16 protein-coding genes and 1 pseudogene are annotated in these 18,655 nt (G+C 68.9%); 7 read left to right on the top strand and 10 right to left on the bottom strand.

Annotated elements, in window-relative coordinates:
• Positions 1–220: 220 nt before the first annotated feature.
• Both ACZ5UI_RS07115 and ACZ5UI_RS07110 read right to left on the bottom strand, forming a co-directional pair.
• Positions 221–649, bottom strand: a complete 429-nt coding sequence (locus ACZ5UI_RS07115) for a TA system VapC family ribonuclease toxin (protein ID WP_464195666.1) — start codon at positions 647–649, stop codon at positions 221–223.
• On the bottom strand, positions 646–906 hold the full coding sequence (locus ACZ5UI_RS07110) for an antitoxin (protein ID WP_464195664.1): 261 nt from the start codon (positions 904–906) through the stop codon (positions 646–648). Before ACZ5UI_RS07110 ends, ACZ5UI_RS07115 begins: the two co-directional genes overlap by 4 nt.
• Before the next feature lie 86 nt (positions 907–992).
• On the opposite strand from ACZ5UI_RS07110, the pseudogene ACZ5UI_RS07105 reads away from it, so the two are divergent.
• Positions 993–1,091 (top strand): annotated as a pseudogene (locus ACZ5UI_RS07105) (phage tail protein); the annotation flags it as partial.
• A gap of 329 nt (positions 1,092–1,420) precedes the next feature.
• On the opposite strand, the gene ACZ5UI_RS07100 reads toward ACZ5UI_RS07105, so the two are convergent.
• Both ACZ5UI_RS07100 and ACZ5UI_RS07095 read right to left on the bottom strand, forming a co-directional pair.
• The gene (locus ACZ5UI_RS07100; RefSeq protein WP_464195662.1) at positions 1,421–1,684 is read right to left on the bottom strand and encodes an MGMT family protein; all 264 of its coding nucleotides are present in this window, start codon (positions 1,682–1,684) and stop codon (positions 1,421–1,423) included.
• A 141-nt stretch (positions 1,685–1,825) separates the two neighbouring features.
• Complete coding sequence (locus ACZ5UI_RS07095) at positions 1,826–2,197, bottom strand: nuclear transport factor 2 family protein (protein WP_464195660.1); 372 nt, start codon at positions 2,195–2,197, stop codon at positions 1,826–1,828.
• A 129-nt stretch (positions 2,198–2,326) separates the two neighbouring features.
• Between ACZ5UI_RS07095 and ACZ5UI_RS07090 the strand changes: the two genes are divergently transcribed.
• Complete coding sequence (locus tag ACZ5UI_RS07090; RefSeq protein WP_464195658.1) at positions 2,327–2,857, top strand: MarR family winged helix-turn-helix transcriptional regulator; 531 nt, start codon at positions 2,327–2,329, stop codon at positions 2,855–2,857.
• Positions 2,858–2,928: 71 nt separating this feature from the next.
• Here the strand turns inward: ACZ5UI_RS07090 and ACZ5UI_RS07085 are convergent, their stop codons facing one another.
• From ACZ5UI_RS07085 to ACZ5UI_RS07070, 4 genes are all read right to left on the bottom strand, one after another.
• A complete protein-coding gene (locus tag ACZ5UI_RS07085) occupies positions 2,929–3,714 on the bottom strand; it encodes an SDR family oxidoreductase (protein ID WP_464197774.1) in 786 nt (261 codons plus the stop codon).
• 68 nt (positions 3,715–3,782) lie between these two features.
• On the bottom strand, positions 3,783–4,559 hold the full coding sequence (locus ACZ5UI_RS07080; protein WP_464195656.1) for an SDR family oxidoreductase: 777 nt from the start codon (positions 4,557–4,559) through the stop codon (positions 3,783–3,785).
• A 400-nt stretch (positions 4,560–4,959) separates the two neighbouring features.
• Entirely contained in the window at positions 4,960–5,769 is an 810-nt protein-coding gene (locus ACZ5UI_RS07075) for a hypothetical protein (RefSeq protein WP_464195654.1), read from the bottom strand.
• Between the two features lie 216 nt (positions 5,770–5,985).
• Complete coding sequence (locus ACZ5UI_RS07070) at positions 5,986–6,684, bottom strand: hypothetical protein (protein WP_464197906.1); 699 nt, start codon at positions 6,682–6,684, stop codon at positions 5,986–5,988.
• A 578-nt stretch (positions 6,685–7,262) separates the two neighbouring features.
• On the opposite strand from ACZ5UI_RS07070, the gene ACZ5UI_RS07065 reads away from it, so the two are divergent.
• From ACZ5UI_RS07065 to ACZ5UI_RS07050, 4 genes are all read left to right on the top strand, one after another.
• On the top strand, positions 7,263–9,008 hold the full coding sequence (locus ACZ5UI_RS07065) for a DUF7380 domain-containing protein (RefSeq protein ID WP_464195652.1): 1,746 nt from the start codon (positions 7,263–7,265) through the stop codon (positions 9,006–9,008).
• A 597-nt stretch (positions 9,009–9,605) separates the two neighbouring features.
• Positions 9,606–10,829 (top strand): hypothetical protein, encoded by a 1,224-nt coding sequence (locus ACZ5UI_RS07060; RefSeq protein WP_464195650.1) that lies wholly within the window; start codon positions 9,606–9,608, stop codon positions 10,827–10,829.
• A gap of 545 nt (positions 10,830–11,374) precedes the next feature.
• Positions 11,375–12,133, top strand: a complete 759-nt coding sequence (locus ACZ5UI_RS07055) for a hypothetical protein (RefSeq protein WP_464195648.1) — start codon at positions 11,375–11,377, stop codon at positions 12,131–12,133.
• Between the two features lie 680 nt (positions 12,134–12,813).
• Positions 12,814–13,326, top strand: coding sequence for a hypothetical protein (locus ACZ5UI_RS07050; RefSeq protein WP_464195646.1), 513 nt, complete (start codon positions 12,814–12,816; stop codon positions 13,324–13,326).
• 156 nt (positions 13,327–13,482) lie between these two features.
• On the opposite strand, the gene ACZ5UI_RS07045 is transcribed toward ACZ5UI_RS07050, so the two are convergent.
• Positions 13,483–14,370, bottom strand: a complete 888-nt coding sequence (locus ACZ5UI_RS07045; protein ID WP_464195644.1) for a LysR substrate-binding domain-containing protein — start codon at positions 14,368–14,370, stop codon at positions 13,483–13,485.
• A gap of 86 nt (positions 14,371–14,456) precedes the next feature.
• Between ACZ5UI_RS07045 and ACZ5UI_RS07040 the strand changes: the two genes are divergently transcribed.
• The gene (locus ACZ5UI_RS07040; protein ID WP_464195642.1) at positions 14,457–17,903 is read left to right on the top strand and encodes a bifunctional proline dehydrogenase/L-glutamate gamma-semialdehyde dehydrogenase; all 3,447 of its coding nucleotides are present in this window, start codon (positions 14,457–14,459) and stop codon (positions 17,901–17,903) included.
• Between the two features lie 66 nt (positions 17,904–17,969).
• Here the strand turns inward: ACZ5UI_RS07040 and ACZ5UI_RS07035 are convergent, their stop codons facing one another.
• Positions 17,970–18,524, bottom strand: coding sequence for a dihydrofolate reductase family protein (locus ACZ5UI_RS07035; protein WP_464195640.1), 555 nt, complete (start codon positions 18,522–18,524; stop codon positions 17,970–17,972).
• Positions 18,525–18,655 lie beyond the last annotated feature (131 nt).

The raw sequence follows: 18,655 nt of genomic DNA, 5'->3' as shown, positions 1-18,655 counted from the left end.
TCGAACGCGGCGGCAACCTCCAAGGCACCGCACCAGGGGCAACCCGCCGCTCTTCGCCTGAACGGTCCCTACGGGCGGCGTCGCTGACGAGCTCGCTGGCCAGAGCGTCGCCTGCGGGATGCCGACCACAGGCAAGACGCGCGGCACCCGTCGCTTGCTCTGAACAGGGTCGTGAACCCGGGCGTCGTGCTCAGCGCGGCGGAACCGAGCACCGCCGCGCTCAGCGCAGTGGGTCCCGCCAGCGCAGCCCGGCGAAGCGCGAGAAGTCGGCGTCGCAGGAGATCAACTCGGCGCCGTGCTCGATCGCCAGCGCGGCGAGGTGCGCGTCGGTCACGAGGTTGCCACCGGCGCCCAGGGGCGCGAGCAGCTCACGCAGCACGGCCGCGTGCCGCTCGGTCGGATGTACCACGACGACGTTCGGCCTGGCCAACCAGCCGTCGACGATGTCCAGTGCGTCGTCCACGCTCAACGGGGAGGTCATCAGCTGTGGCTTCGTCGTCAGGCGGACGAACGCCAGCGCCACGACCCAGGAGAGAGCGACCGTCTCCGTGCCGCCGAACATGTCCTGAACCCATGGGTGCGCCCGATCGAAGTGGGGTGAGGACTCGTCGATCGCATAGAGCAGGACGTTGACGTCCGGGAGCTTCACTTGCGCAGGTCGAGCTTGCGCGCGATCTCGTCGTCTTCGAGTTCGCCTGCCAGCGCAAGCGCCTTGCGGAGATCGAACCCGGGACGCACTCCCAAGCGTCGCGAGGGCAGCGCGTACGGCGCATCCGCCGCCCGGCGACGCGAGACGCCGTTGCGCAGCGCCTCGTTGATCACGACACGCAGCGGCACACCGCGCTCGCGCGCGATGGCCCGAAGCCGAGCGTCGACATCTGGGTCGAGATCCACGGTGGTGCGCACGTCCGCATCATACGCATCAACTTGCGGCGCATCAATATGCGCCACGGCGTCGCCGCTCGTGATGGCCCTCCTGGAAACCTCGCCGGTCGCCGGTCGCCGACCTGCTCGCGGGGCTGCGGGCCAACGAGGCGCGCTACTTCAAGAACACGTACGACCACATGTTCGTCGTGCAGGCCGCGAGCGACGGTGAAGCCGTTTCACCGCGCTCGTCGAGCCCGACTGACCTTCGGTCCGTCCAGCTCAACCGCGCGTCGCAACGAACCGCTGAACCACTCGCACGCCGTGCTTCGCGGCAGGTCGCACCACTTGCGTATCCGATCGCATCGGCGTGTGTGACGCGTCGGTGACGTTGGACCGCGTGCGACGGCAACTCTGGACTGGATTGCGACAGTCGCCTTGGACTGCAGATCCCTGTCCCGCCTGGCGCTGTACGTGTCATTGCGGGAGAGCCTGAGGCGGTCTTCGAGGCCGTCGGCCTACCCGATTGTTGGCGGTACGCGCCGAGGACCTGTCGTCAGCGGTTGGAGCGTCTGTCGGCGGCGTGCCATGCCGCAACCTCTAGATCGACCGAGTAGGTGCCGTCAGCATGCTCGACCAGCGGCGTGTTCTCTTCTGCGAAGCGCTGGCGGGCCGCTGGTTCGGCGCCAGGCGCGGGGCGGCCGCTGGCGTTCACCACACGCCACCACGGTGCGTCGTGGCCGTGCGTTCTGAGCGCGTGACCGACGCTGCGTGCGCTGGACCCGTCGACCTGATCGGCGATCGAGCCGTAGGTCGTCACGCGTCCGATCGGTACTGACTCAACGATCTCAAGGATCCGCTCTGGCGTTGTCGGATTCACGGCGATGCCTTTCGCTGTGCTCTCGCTCGTGGCCGCCGCGGTCGTGCTGCGGCCAAGGCGAGCGGGAGCGTCGGGTGGTGGTCAGGCGGGCTCGATGGATACGTGGGCGATTGCGTCGTCCTGCAGCGTGAAGTCGAAGGCGAACGTCTGGGGGCCGCCGGGGAACTCCCCGTTGATGGATGCGACGAGGCGATTCCCGTCATAGGAGGTCGGCGTGACGATGAGCTTGGGCTCGATCAGGTGCGGCCCGATCCACTCGCGGATCTGGGTCTCACCGGTCCAGGTCTTGCCGTCGTCGGCCACGGTGGCGTCGGGGGCGAAGACCGCCAACAGCGCTTTCGAGTCGTTGGCGTTGATTGCCGTGACGAGCTTCTCGACGGCCTGCGGAAGGCTGACAGCAGCCATGGTGATCCTCTTTCGGTCGGTCGCCATCTTGGCGTGCAGGTCGTCCACGAACGCCGGGCCGCCGGCGACCGCCGGGCGATCCCCGCTGCGATCTGCATTTCCAGCATTGTATCAATGTACTGTCCTAGAGGACAGTAAATGCCTTGGGGTAGCGGGCCAGGATCTAGGGTTATCGCCATGCCCGGAGACGACGCCTCTAATGGCACGCGCCCGCTCGCAGCGAGTGATTTCCCCTACCGATCAGCGCTCCTGGCCAATCTGAGCGCGCTGATCCTTCTGTGGGAGTCGCCGTCCATACAGAGCGAGATCCTCGCCAGGAGCGGAGAGACGCTGGACCAGCCGTCGCATCAGACCCTGAGGCATCTGCTGGCGTGGGGGGCGATGCGGCCTAGCGCTCTCGCCGAGGCACTGGGCACTGGCGCCTCGCACGTCAGCAAGATCGTGCGCCGCCTCGAGCAGGATGGCCTGGTGCAGCGGACGGCGGATCCGTCGGATGGACGCGCGACATTGATCTCCCTCACCGCGGCGGGGGAGGAGGCCGCGCGTGGTGTGTACGAGCTCGGAGACCGGATGATCGCCGAGGTGCTCGACGGCTGGTCCGCGTCAGACATTCGCCGGTTCACCGCGTTGGCGGAACGCTTCGTGGACGACGCGATCCGCTCCAGTCAGCGCATGCGTGAGCGAGGCCTCCGTCCCGAGAACTCGTAACCGACGCCGAGGCGGCCGCCGTCAACCATCCGCGACGGCCGCTTGTCGTCGCGATCTTGCGGGTCGGTCGTTCAGACGGCGGGCACCGTTCCGCCGTCGATCACGTACTCGGCGCCGACAATCGACAAGGCGCGGTCGGACACCACGAACCCGACCAGGTCGGCGATCTCCTCCGGGCGCGCGAAGCGGCCCAGCGGCACGCCGCCGAGAGAGTCGAAGATCAGCTGCTTGGCGGCGTCTCGACTCAGGCCGTTGCCTTCGGCGATCCGATCGACGAACTCCTCGTAGGCCTCGGTCTCGATCCCACCGGGGCTGATCGCGTTCACCCGCACGCCCCGTGGCGCCAGCTCGTTGGCAAGCGCCTTGCTGTAGGTCCGCAGCGCTGCCTTCGCCGAGGCGTAGGCCAGCGAAGCGTCGAACAGGGGCATCTGGTTCTGGATGGACGTGACGTGGACCACCGCGCCTGACCCCGCCCGAAGCAGGGACGGCACGAGCGCCCGATCCAGTCGCACGGCACCCAGGAAGTTGAGCTGCAGCTCGATCATCCACTGCTCATCGGTGATGACCGCGAACCCGCCGGTGGGCGTTGACGACCCGCCGACGACATGCACGAGGATGTCCACGCCACCGGCCTCGATCAGGCGGCGGGCAACGACGTCTGAACCCTCGGCCGTCGTCGTGTCCGCCTCGATGAAGCGATCCGGGAACGCGTACCCCTCGGGCATCGATCTCGCCGTCGCATACACGTCGGCGCCAAGCTCCCTCAGGCGTTCGACGACGGCCTTGCCCGTCCCCTTGGAGCCGCCCGTGACCAACGCCCGGCGGTTGTCCAGCCGGTCGCGTGTTGAATACGTCATGTTCCTCCTTCGGAACCCTTGCGTTCTGCTGGTGATGTCCCCCCGACGCAGCCGCCGCGGGGTGCCCATCAGATGGCGGCTACGGTGCCTCCGTCGATGGCGTACTCCGCGCCCACCACGCTGGAGGCACGGTCGGAGATGAGGAACGCCACGAGCTCGGCGACCTCCGCCGGCCGGGCAAAGCGGCCCAGCGGCACCCCGCCGAGCGAGTCCATGAGCTGGGACAGGGCGGCGTCGGGCGTGATGTCCTGCGCAGCAGCGATCTGCTCCGCCAACGCGGTCATGCCGTCGGTCTGGATCCCGCCGGGCGCGATGCTGTTGACACGGATGCCCCTGGGCGCGAGCTCGTTTGCGAGTCCCTTGCTGTAGGTGGTGAGCGCGGCCTTGGCGGCAGCGTAGGCCGGCCAGGACGGGAGAGGCATGCGCCGCTGGATCGACGACACGTGGACGATCGCGCCTCGACCCCGGTCGATCATGGCCGGCACGAGCCCGCGGTCCAGACGCACGGCGCCGAGGAAGTTGAGCTGCAGCTCGGCCTCCCAGTCGACATCGGTCAGGGCCGCGGAACCACCTGCCGGCGCGTTGGACCCTCCGACCATGTGGACGATGGCGTCCACTGCCGCGCCTCCCTGGAGTTGATCGATGACGGTCTGGGTCCCAGTGACCGTCGCGGTATCGGCGGCGATGAAGTTGGCGGGGTCGGGGTGATTCGCCGGGAGTGACCTCGCGGTCGTGACCACGGTCGCGCCCGCTGTCCGCAGCCGGGCGGCGGTCGCCGCGCCCGTGCCCTTCGTCCCACCGGTGACCAGGACTCGCCGGCCGTCGAAGTCGCGCTGAACGTTCATGTGCTCCTCGTGAGTTCTCTCGGAAATACCGCACTGACGATAGCGGAAGTACTGTCCTGTAGGACAGTACTTCCGCCGAGAGAGGCCGTGGCTCGACGACAATGCCCGCACCACCGAGAGGTGCGGCACGGTCGGGCGCGAGAAGGACCATCCTGTCGGGCGCGACTCACTAACGAACCGCAGAGGTCGTCGAGACGGCCGCGTTCGTCCGCGACGACTGTCGTGACGACCAACGTCGCGGCGACACGGCGCCTGCTCAACAGATGCCATCGTGCGCGCGCCAGTCCAACGTCACCTGCGCACTAGGCCGGCCGGGCCTGCGCGTCACACCAGGCGTGCTTCCCGACACGGCAACTGACTGCTGCATGTCGCTCTGCGTTGCAGGTTTACGTAACCCTGATTAGAGGGCATTCACGTGGAGCACCGGCCTGGCGCTGTACCTGTCAGGCGACACGCCCCAGGCAACGATCCGACACGGAGATGAAACGGCGTGCGACAGCCCCGTGAAACGGTCGCGCCGCCCGGCTACGCCTCTGGAGCCGGAAGCTCGCCCCAGAAGTACCCAGCGTCCCCGTAGAAGTTCTGAACGCGTCGGTCCGCCGGTCAGCGACACCTTGGCGTTGTACGTCAGCTCGATTGAGCCGATGTCGTTGATGTAGATCGCATCGAGCGCTGTGAGGTGCCAGATGCCGTCGAGTTCGTCAGGCGTTTGAAGCTCGGTCGCATCCAGCCTGCAGTCCTCCGCCGTCAGGATCCGGTACAGCACGACTGCGGCATTTGGCGGCAGGCCGTCGCTGATCGCCGCCCGCGATGCGACGCACCGCAGTGCCATGTTGACATCGCGGTCGCGGTAGCCGCGAAGCTCATAGATCCCGTCAGGGAGTTTGAGCAAACACTCCCCCAGCGGCTCGAGAGCACGGCGGAGTTCGGCGGCCGCCGCCTCCAGCCGGTCGAGATTCCACCGAAGGCCGAACAGGATCGACCGAGTGTCCGCGAAACCGCCAGCTCCGAGCAGCACCGCGTGGAGCTGCTTGAGATCGTCGCCAGGCTGCACGCCCTTCATAAAGTGGTCGATGTGGCTTGGCGGCTCGCCGCCGTGCAGGAAGCGGCTCGTCCGCGCACTGATGTGTCCGGCGGGATGTCGACGCCAGTCCAGTGGTTCGGCTAGGTCGTGCTGTGTCGCGCCCCGTCCTTGACCGGCCGCGGCCATGGGCGAATGCGTCGTTCTGGACTCGGCGGGTCGGTCGCGCAGGTCGCGTGCTTGCAACCACGTGCCTAACACTGATCCTCACTGCCGGGCCAGACGGCCCAGCGATCACGTGTCCACGAAAGCGGGGGAACTCCAGACGATCGTACGGAGTATCTCTGGCGGCGGCACCAGACCACCCCGACTGAGTCGGTTTGTACGTTGTAGTCCGTCCCGCGCCTACCCGTGCAGCTGAAAGGCGCCGCTGGGAAAGCGTCGCACGTGGCCCGCGAGTGCGGCAAGAGCGTCGAGCGTGTCCGCCACGCTGTTCCAGACCAGGTTTGCGGGACGACCTTCGCTGACGAGGCGACACTCGTACGCCCAAGCCCGGCCCTGTTCCTCGACGACGGCGAGCAGGTGCAGCAAGCGAAGGTCGACGGCGGCGGCGGCAACGCGCGGCGCCACCGAGGACGACAAGTACACCAGCGTTGGCTCCACCCGGGTGAATGCATCAACCGCCGGCGGCACGGCAATCAGCGTTTGAGTGGGCGCAGCCGGCTGGTAGGGGAGGCGCAGAACGAAGCGGAGCCACCCATTCGCCATGTGGACGACCTGTTCCCTGGTGCTTGGGCCATCCTTGGAAGTTGTGGACTTCGTGAACTCCAACCCGGCTGCGTGCCGGGCGGCCATTGCCATACGGGTGACCACTTTCGACAGCCCGCCGTCTGGTACCAACAACGGGTCTCGCGATCCTCGGCGGGCTTCCTGCGGGAGAGCAAACCAAACCTCGACGGAGATCTCATGACAGGCTGTGGCAATCGTGCCTAGCGTTTGGTCGCTGACGGCGTTCCACTCCTGGCGGCGTCTCTGGCTGTCCAGACGTGCCAGCACGCCGAGCGCGATCGGAATCCCCAGTCCGGCGACGATCGCTTCGGCCACGAGGTTCTCGCGGAGACCTTCAAGCCGGCCCCATCCAGCGATCGCCCCCGCGACAGCAAGTAGGGCGACGGCCCACACCACTGATGCGTCTCGAGCCGAGAGCCCGAGCACACGATCGCCCCGAGGGGATTTCCGTTCGCGATGCGGAGGGACTGTGACGTAATCAAGTCCGCGAAACACGCACGGCATGCCCGGACGTGCGCCGCACTTGGGGCAGGCGCGCCGCCACCAGTCTCGTGAATCGGCAGGCATGGGAAAGACCCTTCTAACTCAGGCTGAAGGGCGGGGCCGGGGCAGCAGGCGAACTACGGGAGCCCCGCCGAGCCAACTTGATCAATCGCCGGGACACCAGCACCGCGACGCGCGATCCACCGCGAAACACAGGCCAGGATCGGCGCACCGCATATCGCCGTCATCGCTGTGGCCACGAAGCGGGGGCGCACCTCGCACAGGACTTCGAGTGCATCTCCGAAACTCACGCATCTCCCGCGACTTCTCACGGTATCCACGAGAACATTGTTGCTCATTGGGCAGCGTGTAGCGGTGCTTCCGACCGAACCATAAGGTTCTCTAGACCCGTGCCGGAGTCCGACGAAGTTCCAGGAGAGCTCTCAGGCGACGAACTGCAATTCGTGCGCGATGCGCTGACGGGGCGTCCCGATTGGTTCTCTCTTAGCCAGCGATTCCCCGGACCAGCCGAGGACTCCGGGAGCGCGAGGCTCAAGTCGCTCGGGATGGCTTTCATCTATGACCTCGTCTTGATGCAGAGCCCGGATCGACGTGAGCGATCTGGCGGGCCGTATGCGGCGATGTGGGAGAGCGGCGACGACCGCTATCCGCCCCGGCCAGATGAGGTCTCTGACGATGTCCGCCAGGTCTGGCGATGGAGCCTAGATGCGGTCGTCGACCCGATAGTGCAGGCACGGCTCGCTGACCTCCTGTACGTCGCGGGTGGTCCGTCAGGGCACGATCTCGGCCGTCGCGCCGCGGCCGCACTTCTCGAGTTGACGGACGAAGAGGCTTGGGAGCCAATCTATCGAGCCGACTGCATCGGCCGAGCTCTCGAGATTCTCGCTGAGCTGAACGACCGTGAGGCGCTAGCGGCCGCCGGAGCGCGGGCCGTTTCACTGACCGAGCTCTTCCTGACCGAAGAGCACGCCGGCCCGCCGTTCGTCGCCTTGCGCTCGGTGATCGCGCTGAAGCCCAGGAACCGACCGGAGGGCCTCCCCCGGCTGCTGGAGGCGGTCATCGCACGCTTTGCAGGCACCACACACGAGGCATCTGCGCTCGGCCTTGCTGCCGAGGCTGCCACCGATCCTCAGGAGCGCGCCGCGTTCCATCGTCGGCAGCTCGAGGCGCGTGTCGCCGAGGCCCACCGAGCGGATGGCCTCGGCAAAGTGGCACTTCTACAGCGCGCTATCGATTTCGCGCGAACTCACGACCTGCACGCAGACGCGGCGACGCTCCTACACGATTTGCAGGAGCTGCCTCAATCTGAGCTCGGCTTCGAGACGTTCGAGGTCTCGACTGAGCTGCCGACCGAGGAGATCCGAGAGGAGGTCGACCGACTTTGCGGTAGCGGGGCATCGGATGCGTCCGACGCTCTGCTGCGGCTCGCCGTCGGCATGGAGCCCCCGGGTGGCTCCAATGCAGATCTCGATGCAGTGGTCGACAAACAACGACGCGATCACCCACTGCTGGGCCTCCTCGGCGAGACAGTGATTGGCGCAGAGACCGCAGCCCCGCAGTTCATCGCCGACACGGAGGAGAACAAGCGGCGCACCGCTCGTGCCCGGCAACGTCGTCTGCATGCGGAGTTCGTCGCATTCGTGTTTCTCGGTCCGATGCTCGATGAGATCCCCGCCTACCACGGCCGGCCGAGTCGCGAGCAACTCACCCAGTACTTCACGTCGCCTCTCATCGACGAGGTGCGCGCAGGTCGCATCGCTCACGCTGTGGAGCTGTTCTGGGATGGCGAGTACGACGCGTCAGCCCACGTTCTCGTTCCCCGTTTGGAAGCCGTGCTGCGCAACCTCGCACGCGCACGCGGGCTCACCATCGTCAAGCCGGCAGCCGAGGGCAGGTTCGGCGGCGCCATCTCGCTGAACACGGTGATGAGGAAGCTGCGCGAGCTGGACCCGGACGTGCCATGGCTCGACTACCTCGAAGCGCTGCTCTGCGAGCCGCTCGAGATCAACCTGCGCAACATCATCGCCCACGGACTTGCGCCTGAGATCGACGGAACCTCAGCGGCGTTGCTGCTGCACGCCGCGTGCTGGCTCGCGCGACTCGCGAGAGAGGACCAGGTCGCGGCGACGGCATAGCGGTCCAACTGAGCCGATTCCCACGCCGACCGTTTCACAAGGTTGTCGTCCGCGTTTCAGGTGAGTGGCGCTTCGCTTCCATCTCCGTGTCGTCTGACACGAATCCCACGTGACCCTGGAAGCGAACGAACTTGACTCCGGCAACGAAGCCACTTGATCCTGGCAACGAAGCCAAGTGACCCGCGAATTGCCGAGGCCGACTGCGACGCCGGGACGACCCAGCCAGGACGGCGATCTTCCAAGCCGACGCCCGGATATGCGCGTAAGTGCATCGACCAGAAACACGGCGGCTCGCTGCAGCGCACATTCCGGTGCGACGGAGGCGATGCACCCGACGCTGACGGCTGTGGCGTCGGCGGTACGCCTCAACGAGTTCTAGGCTGCTGCGAAGTCCCACGCCGGTGTCTCGGGGCTGGTCCGCGACATACTGAGCACTCGGGCGCTTGGGAATGGCCCAACGGCCGAGACCTGCTCCCAAGGTGCTGGATCCAGGTGTTGGGGGGCTCGCGAGAAACGCTCGCATGACGACATCCGAGCTGTGCCCCCGAGACAACCGACGGCACCGGCACCGCACCCCAACGAACCATCGAGACCACCGTGAGACCGATCCACCTCCTAGCGCTGGCTGGCGCAGCCGTCGCGCTTGCATTCCCCTCCGGGGCCGTCGGCGCGGTGCGTGAAGGCGCAATCGACGATCCGCCCGCACCACGGACTCCCGCCTTCGACAACGCCAACGCCGTCTACGAACCCGACATCGCGCGCGTCGCGGTCGCCTACGACGAGGCCGGGACCGTACGCGCATCGGTGTCCTTCTACGAGCCCCCAGGTACCAGCTCGACCTCGCCGCGCTTCAACATCGCGCTCCAGCTAGCAGACTGCACCACGCGCGATAGCGAGCCGCCGACGTTGCGTATCTCGATGGACCGCGGTATCTACACCGGCAACGTCCTCGAACGCGCATTTGCCAGCCGCAGCGACGCCAGCGGCAACCTGCAGGGCACGCCGACGGTCAGCCCTGACGGGCGCACCTTCACGATCGAGTTCACCCACACGCTCCTCGCCGGCCACAACTACACCTGCGTTCAGCCAACCGGCCTCGGGGGCTTCACGGCGTTCTACTTCGACGGCTTCCAGCCGCCACCGATGCCGACCGCGCCGACGACACCCGGACCCAATCCCCCGCCCGCGAAGATGACGGCGCTCACCGCGACCGCGGCTGCTGACGCCTACCTCACCACCAGGTACGCAGAAGGCTGGACGACCGCACCGCGCAAATGGCTCAAGTGCCCCAAGCAGGAGATCTTCCCCGACGGGCTCTACGACGACGCCACTCCCGCCGCGCTATGCGAGTTCGAGATGGCCTTCGGTCAAACGTTCCGCGGTGGCTCGTTCCTGGTGACCCTCGACGACAACGAGTTCTCCGTGCCCGAGGACACCGTACACGTGGACAGCTACTCCAAGGAGCGCCTCCCCTGCACGCGTCTGAGTTCTACTCGTCGTGGCTGGGTCAACGGCGTCCGGCTGACCGGCCGCAGGCTCATCGCCAGCGGCTTCCTCGGCTGCGGCTCGCTCCCCGGCGGGGCCGGCATGGTCGGCGACATCGACTCAAGCGCCGCCAACCAGTGGCCCCACCCCTTCCGATCCACCGTCACTCTCGGGCTACACGGCACCAACCGCGCCGGCTTCGAGGACCGGGCACGCTTCACATGTCGCGTCTCAGGGCGCGGCAGCCGATCCGCGCGACGATACGTCTTCGAATGCACCAACCAGCTCGGGGACGGCTTCCGCTACTCCTTCACCGTCCGCGCTCCGAGGCCATGACGCAGCCTCGTGCCGCTCGTGCCCGCTGAGTAGCGCCAACGCCCGTAGACGTTGAGGATGATCGTTTCAGCGATCCGTCGGACTCGTTTCATCGAGGTGTCGCCCGGCGTTTCGTTTCCGTGTCGTCTGACAGTACCCCCGCGGGAGAATCCGCAGAGCCGGCGCCCGCGGCACGTGGGCGGTCGTATCGGTTCCACGCCCCTCTCAGCACGTCTGGGCGCCGCCCAAGTAGGCACTCAGGGTTTCGTCGACAGCGATGTTCAGGACACGCGTCGGAAGGCTTGGTCCCACCTGATGCTTTGCACCAGTCGCGTCGAGATGCGACTGTTTCCGCAAGAGCTGCGACGGACTAGCGGTCAGCGGGAGCCTTCCGGACGTCCGTCCGGCCGCGTGCGACCGCAGCCATCAAGCTGCTCCTTCTGATGCACGGCGCCGCGAGTTCTCCGGCGGCTTCGCGCCGGGGGTCAAGATCAGGACGCGTAGCTCCGATAGGGCCCGTAGGTTCGCCACGCCCTATCGCCCCATACGAACGGAAACGCCTGAACATGCGCAAGCTGGTTGGGGCCGCCGCGTGCGGCCTGCTGCTCCTGATCGCCGCCGGCTGCGGCGGCTCTGGAGACGCCTCCACCGAGACGAGCCCTGGCGCCGTCGCCCCCGCGACGACGTCGAGTACCTCCGCGGCGACGACAGCCGCGCCGACACCGGCAGTAGACGAGGAAGCCGACCAGGCGATCGTCGACGCCGCCCTGCTGAAGCTCAACGACTTCCCGACCGGCTGGACCGGGCACCCCGACGACGAAGACGACGATGACGACTCCGACGCGTGGACGTGCCCCGGACTGCAAGACCTCCACGGAAAGACCACCGCCAAGGGCTCCTCGCCGGACTTCGAGAACGACGGCAACGAGCAGGTCAGCGAGTCGATCGCCGTGTTCCCCGACGAGACGCTGCCCCATCAGTTCGTGTCCGCGCTGGGCAACCAGGAGTTCCTGGACTGCATGGAGGACAAGATGCTCGACGAGATCAAGTCCAACGCCAGCGACAAGGACGTCACCCTCGGCGACGTCAAGCTCTCCCAACTACGCGTCAACGACCGCGGCGACGAAAGCGCCGCGATCCGGGTCGCGATCCCCATGGAGATCCAAGGCATCCACCTGGACGCCGCCGTCGACATCATGGCCGTGCGCGTCGGCCGGTCGGTGCTGATGATGACCACCCTCGGGGTGATGAGCCCCATGAGCGACGCCGACCGGGAGAGGTTCACCGCGATGGCGGCCGACAAGCTCGCCACGGCGATGAACTGACGCGGGCGACGACGGGCCTCCGTGACGTGGCGGCCCGGTGCCTGAATCTCGTAAGACTGGGTTGTTCGACAGAGGTGCTGTGGGTGTTCAGCCTTGCCCGCACGAGGCCCCGCCGTCGTAGGCGACGAAGGCGTCGACCGGGCTTGCAAGCTCAACGCATCGCCACGCAGCACCTGGGCTTTGTGAGGCAACGAGCGCGGCGGGGCCGTGCTGCGCCACCCACGGCAGATCGTCATCGCCCAGTCTGCGTCAGTCGCCTTCGCCGCGGTACTGCCAGTCGACGCTCTGGGTGGATCCCGACCGCTTGCAGGTGATGCGGCCGTGACCGGCCTGGTGTTGAGCGTTGTACTCGCCGGGACCTGTGCTCAGGGTCCGCACCGCCTCCATCGAACGATCGAACGGAGCTCCCGCGCCCGCTGCTCCCGCATCCGCGACAGCAAGGCTGTCTCGTCGATTCGTCGCCGGGTCTCAAGTTCGCTTCGTTGAGCGTCTCAAGTTGTGTTCGTCGCACCGTTGCGGTCAGCATGAAGTAGCTCGCGCCCGAGCGGCCGCTACCACGAGGCAGTCAGGCTTCTTGGGCCCCCGTTGCGTCGCATTCGATGCTTTGTATTCGTCGCAGCGCGGTGCTTCGCGGCTGTCGCACTCACGTGCTTCCCGACACTTCGCAATACGCTTGCGCGATGCGACGGATCGCGATCGTGGCGCTGATGGTGCTCCTCGCCCCGGCTGCCGTGACCACCAGCACGGACGCGGCCGCCAAGGCCAGGCCGGGCACGTGCAAGCACGGCAACAAGCACCGGTCGTGCCCGAAGACCGCGCTCCCAAAGATGCTCATGCTGCGCACCTTCTGGCACTTCGATGAGAACTACCCGTCGCTCGACGCGTTCCACGCCGCGGTGCTGGCCTACCAGAAGGACATTCTCGGCCACGACGGCTGGCCGGACGAGGGTGTTGTGCTGCCCATTCCGAACGTCACGATCTCCTACGAACATGCGAAGGCCGACGGCGACTTGGTCGAGCGCTCCGTCGGGTTCGTCGCCGACGACCCCGCCGGTTTCACGGCCGCTGAGTTGCTGTGGAAGCTGAACGAGGACGCCGTGCCGCGCATGGCTGATCAAGACGCTGTGTTCTTCGAAGGCCTTGAACGTGTCGGCTCGTCCCCACCCAGGTACTCAGTGCTGCTTGGCAGTTGACCGCGGTCACGCCGCGGCCAGAGTTCCCTCGACTCTCAGATTCGGCCGGGATCGTGAGGAACTGAGCGAGCCTGCTCGACCCCTGCCGGCGCAGATAGTCGATCGGCGGCGAGCTCCTGCAACTCACGCACGGCGCCGCGCCGCGATCGGCGCGGTCTACGCCGTCGTGTCGGCGAACGCGTCGCGCAGCGCGTCGCACACCGCTCGCGGTCCCGAGCGCGCCGCGGACGCGACGCGCATGGCCGCGAAGATCTCGCGGTGCGGCGCGCCGGGCAGGTCGACGAGCCGCACGCCCGCCGGGGCGTCGACCCACACGAGGTCGGGCAGCAGGCCGACGGCGTGGCCGGAGGCGATGAGCCGGATGTGGCCGGTCAGGTCGGCGGCCTCGAACTGCACGTCGGGCTCGAACCCCGCGGCGCGGCACTGCTGCACCGCCCACTGGCGCGACGCGGTACCGACCGGCTCCATCACCCAGGCGCGGTCGCGCAGCTCCACCAGCCCCGCGGCCCGCTCGCCGGCCGCCACCGCGATGCGGATCTGGTCGCGGGCGATGAGCTCGCGCTCCAGCCCCTCGCGGTACTGGCGCGTATGGCCCGGGTACTGCTCGGCGATCGCCAGGTCGAAGCCGCGGGCGGCCAGTTCGAACAGCCCCTCTTCCGGTGGCACCTCGGCGGTCTCCACGCGCAGCCCGGCGTGGCGCTCGCCCAGCAGCGTCAACGCCCGCGGCAGGATCGCGTGGGCGGCCGACTGGAAGACCGCGACCCGCACGGGCCCGCGCGTCGCCCGCGCGGTCTCCAGCTCGCCCCGGACGAGGTCCTCCAGCTCGAGCACGCGCTCGGCGTGCGCGGCCAGCGTCTCCCCCTGCGAGGTGAGCCGGACCCGCCGTCCCTCGGCCACGAGCAAGGGCGCGCCGGCCTGGCGGGACAGAAGGGCGAGCTGCTGGGACACCGTCGACGTGCTGTAGGACAGCGCGCTGGCCACGGCCGTGATCGTCCCGCGCTCGCGCAGCTCGAGCAGGAGGCGCAGCCGGCGGGTCTCGAACACATCGCCAACCATTCGTCAATTCCGAAACATATCACGCATAAATACCCGCTTTTCATGAAGGGTTCGGACGAGCAAACTGCTCGGTGATGCCCACGCTGAACCCCACCCCCGCGCTCGGCGAGAATCAGCCCGCCCTGGCCGACCGCACGATCGCGCTCGTCGAGCGTTGGCTGCTGGAGGCCCGCGACCAGCCCGTCGACGCCGACGCCCGGCGCCTGGCCGGGATGCTGCGCGACCGACACGGCCTGGCCTTCACCACGGGGTTCATCGACGGGGTCATCCGCCCCGAGGACACGCACGTCGCGGCCCGCAACCTGCGCGCGCTCGAGCCGCTGGTCCCGCACTTCCTCCCCCTGCCCCTGCGCGCGATCACCCGCCTGGGCGCGCGCCTGGCACCGCTCGCTCCGGGCATCGTCGTCCCGATCGCGCGCCTCGCGCTGCGGCGCATGGTCGGCCACCTGGTCATCGACGCCACCGGCCGCAAGCTGGGCCACGCGCTCAAGTCGATCCGCGCCCAGGGCGGCACGCGCGTGAACGTCAACCTGCTGGGCGAGGCGATCCTCGGCGAGGCGGAGGCCGCACGACGCCTGGAGGGCACGCGCCGCCTGCTGGCCCGACCCGACGTCGACTACGTGTCGATCAAGGTCTCCTCGACCGTCGCCCCGCACAGCCCGTGGGGCTTTGACGGCGCCGTCGCCGAGGCGATCGAGGCGCTGCTGCCGCTGTACCACCTGGCCGCGGCGGAGAGCACGTTCATCAACCTCGACATGGAGGAGTACCGCGACCTCGACCTGACGCTCGCGGTCTTCAAGGGCCTGCTCGAGCGCGAGGAGCTGCACGGGCTCAGCGCCGGCGTCGTGCTGCAGGCCTACCTCCCCGACGCGCTGGGCGCGATGCACGATCTCCAGGCGTGGGCGGCCGAACGCGTCGCCGCCGGCGGTGCGCCGGTGCACGTGCGCGTCGTCAAGGGCGCCAACCTGCCGATGGAGCGCGTCGACGCCGAGCTGCACGACTGGCCGCTGGCGACGTGGTCCACCAAGCGCGAGTCCGACGCCTCCTACAAGGCGATCCTCGACTACGCGCTGCGCCCCGAGCACGTGGGCAACGTGCGCATCGGCGTCGCCGGCCACAACCTCTTCGACATCGCGTTGGCCTGGCTGCTGGCCCAGGATCGCGGCGTGACCGACGGGGTCGGCTTCGAGATGCTGCTGGGCATGGCCACCGCGCAGGCCGCCGTCGTCCGGCGCGAGGTCGGCTCGATCCTGCTCTACACGCCGGTGGTCCATCCCGACGAGTTCGATATCGCGATCGCCTACCTGATCCGCCGCTTGGAGGAGGGCGCCTCGGAGCAGAACTTCATGTCGGCGATGTTCGACCTCGACACGCGTCGCGACCTGTTCGAGCGCGAGCGCCAGCGGTTTCTGGACGCCGTAGCCGTCATCCCGACGCAGGCCCCGCAGCCCAACCGCACGCAGGACCGCTCCCAGCCGCAGCCGCCGGCCCCAGCACACGGCTTCGCCAACACGCCCGACACCGATCCGAGCCTCGCCGCCAACCGCGACTGGGGCACGGCGATCCTGGCCCGGATGCGCGACAGCGCGCTGGGCGCTGAGACCGTCGCGCGCCACACCCTGTCCGATGCCGACGCGCTCGACGCGCTGGTGGCCCGCGGCGTCGCCGCGGCCGCCGACTGGCGCGCGCTGGGTGCCGACGGGCGGGCGGCGATCCTGCACCGCGCCGGCGAGGTGCTCCAGGAGCGCCGCGCGGACCTGCTGGAGGTCATGGGCTCCGAGGCGGGCAAGGTGCTCGAGCAGGGTGACCCGGAGGTGAGCGAGGCGATCGACTTCGCCCACTACTACGCCGAGTCGGCACGTCGGCTGGACGCCGTCGACGGCGCCGCGTTCGCCGCGGCCGGACTGACCGTGGTGACGCCGCCGTGGAACTTCCCGGTGGCGATTCCGGCCGGCTCGACGCTCGCCGCGCTCGCCGCCGGCTCGCCGGTGATCCTCAAGCCCGCCGGCCAGGCCCGGCGCTGCGGCGCGGTCCTGGCCGAGGCGCTATGGGCGGCCGGCGTGCCGCGCGACGTCCTGCAGTACGTCCAGGTCGACGAGCGCGACCTCGGCCGCCGGCTCGTCTCCCACCCCGACGTCGATCGCGTGATCCTCACCGGCGGCTACGAGACCGCCGAGCTGTTTCGCTCCTTCCGCCCCGACCTGCCGCTGCTGGCCGAGACGAGCGGCAAGAACGCGATCATCGTCACGCCGAGCGCCGACCTCGACCTCGCCGCGCTGGACGTCGCGACCTCCGCGTTCGGCCACGCCGGCCAGAAGTGCTCGGCCGCGTCGCTGGTGATCCTCGTCGGGTCCGTCGCCGACAGCGAGCGCTTCCGCCGCCAGCTCGTCGACGCGGTGGCCTCGTTCGCGGTCGGCCTGCCCTGGGAGGGCGCCAGCCGGATGGGCCCGCTGATCGGCCCGGCCGAGGGCAAGCTGCTGCGCGCGCTGACCACGCTCGGCGAGGGCGAGTCGTGGGTGCTCGAGCCCCGGCGGCTGGACGACGCGGGCGCGCGCTGGACGCCCGGCATCCGCGAGGGCGTGCGCCGCGGCTCGGAGTACCACCTGACCGAGTACTTCGGTCCGGTCCTCGGCATCATGCGCGCCGCCACGCTCGACGAGGCGATCGACCTGGTCAACGACATCGAGTACGGGCTGACGTCGGGCCTGCACTCCCTGGACCGCGAGGAGATCGCCCGCTGGCTGGACCGCGTCGAGGCCGGCAACGCCTACGTCAACCGTGGCACCACGGGCGCGATCGTGCAGCGCCAGCCGTTCGGCGGCTGGAAGAAGTCCGCCGTCGGGCCGGGCACGAAGGCCGGCGGCCCCAACTACCTGTTCGGCCTGGGCACGTGGACGGACCGGGCTCCGGGCGCCGCTGCCGCGCTGGACCGGCGTGCCGCGCAGGCCGTCGAGGCAGCGCGGGCGGCGGACCTCGACGCGGGCGACGTCGAGTGGCTGTCCGCCGCGCTGGCCACCGACGTCGAGGCGTGGGCCAGCGAGTTCGGCGTCGCCTCCGACGTCACCGGGCTCGAGCACGAGCAGAACGTCCTGCGCTACCAGGCCGTGCCGGTCACGGTGCGCTTCGCGGGCGGCCGACTCGTCGAGCTGGTCCGGGTCGTCGCCGCGGGCGTGCGCGCGGGATCGCCGGTCGTGGTCTCCGCGCCGGAGCTCCCGGCCCCGCTGGCCCGCTACCTGACCGCCACGGGCGTGACCCACCGCGAGGAGGACGACGCCGCGTGGGCGGCGCGCGCCGCGGCGCTGGCCACCACCGGCGGCCGCGTCCGGCTCATCGGCGCAAGCACGCAGGCGCTGGCCGAGGCGACGGACGGCTCACCCGCCGTCGCCGCCTACGCCGGCCGGGTCGTCTCCGCCGGCCGCGTCGAGCTGCTGACCTTCCTGCGCGAGCAGGCCGTGTCGATCTGCGCCCACCGCTTCGGGACGCCGCGCCGCTACGACGTCCCCGCGGCCGCCGGCGCCTGACGCAGCTTCGCCAGGCCGAGCGCGCGAACGCGCCATGCCCTCGCCCAGGGCGACGTGGAGGGACGGCTATCGCGCCGGCACCAGGATCTGCGCGAGCGCGCCGGACGCGAAGCGCTCCTCGTCGACGACCTTCAGCCTCAGGTGCTCGCCCAGGTCGGCGAACGGGCTGCGGCCGGCGCCGATCGCGATCGGCACCGTCATCAGCTGGTACTCGTCGACGAGGCCCAGACGGGTCAGCGACGTGGCGAAGCCGGGACCGCCGTGCACGAGGACCGTCCCCTCGTCGTCGCGACCCTTGAGGTCGACGATCCCTTCGGTCGGGTCGGCGAAGACCTCGACCGGTCCCCAGTCCGGGCTCTCCAGCGTGTTCGAGAAGACGGCCTTCGGCTTCTCGTTCATCGCCGTGGCGATCGGCCCCTCGGACGCGGTCCAGTGCGGGCCCATCACCTCGTAGCTGCGGCGACCCATCGCGTGGACGCCGGCCTCGTCGAGCGCGCGCAGGTTCCACTCGGCCGAGTCGTCGCCGAAGTACTCGAAGATCCACTCGTGCGTGCCGTCGGGGCTGGTGGCGAATCCGTCGAGGGACACGACCATCTTGAGAACCACTTTTCGATCGCTCATGGCGGATAGGACCTCCGCGCACGATGGGACTCATCGCCGATCCTGCCCCGGTGGATCGTCCACCCCTATCCAGTGTGGGCGACGGCGGCCGATAGCCCGGCGAGATCCCCGTTGTCCCAGGAGCCCCTCGC

This window comes from Conexibacter sp. JCM 18997 (genome assembly GCF_055391915.1).
This window is presented reverse-complemented; position numbering and strand designations above follow the sequence as displayed.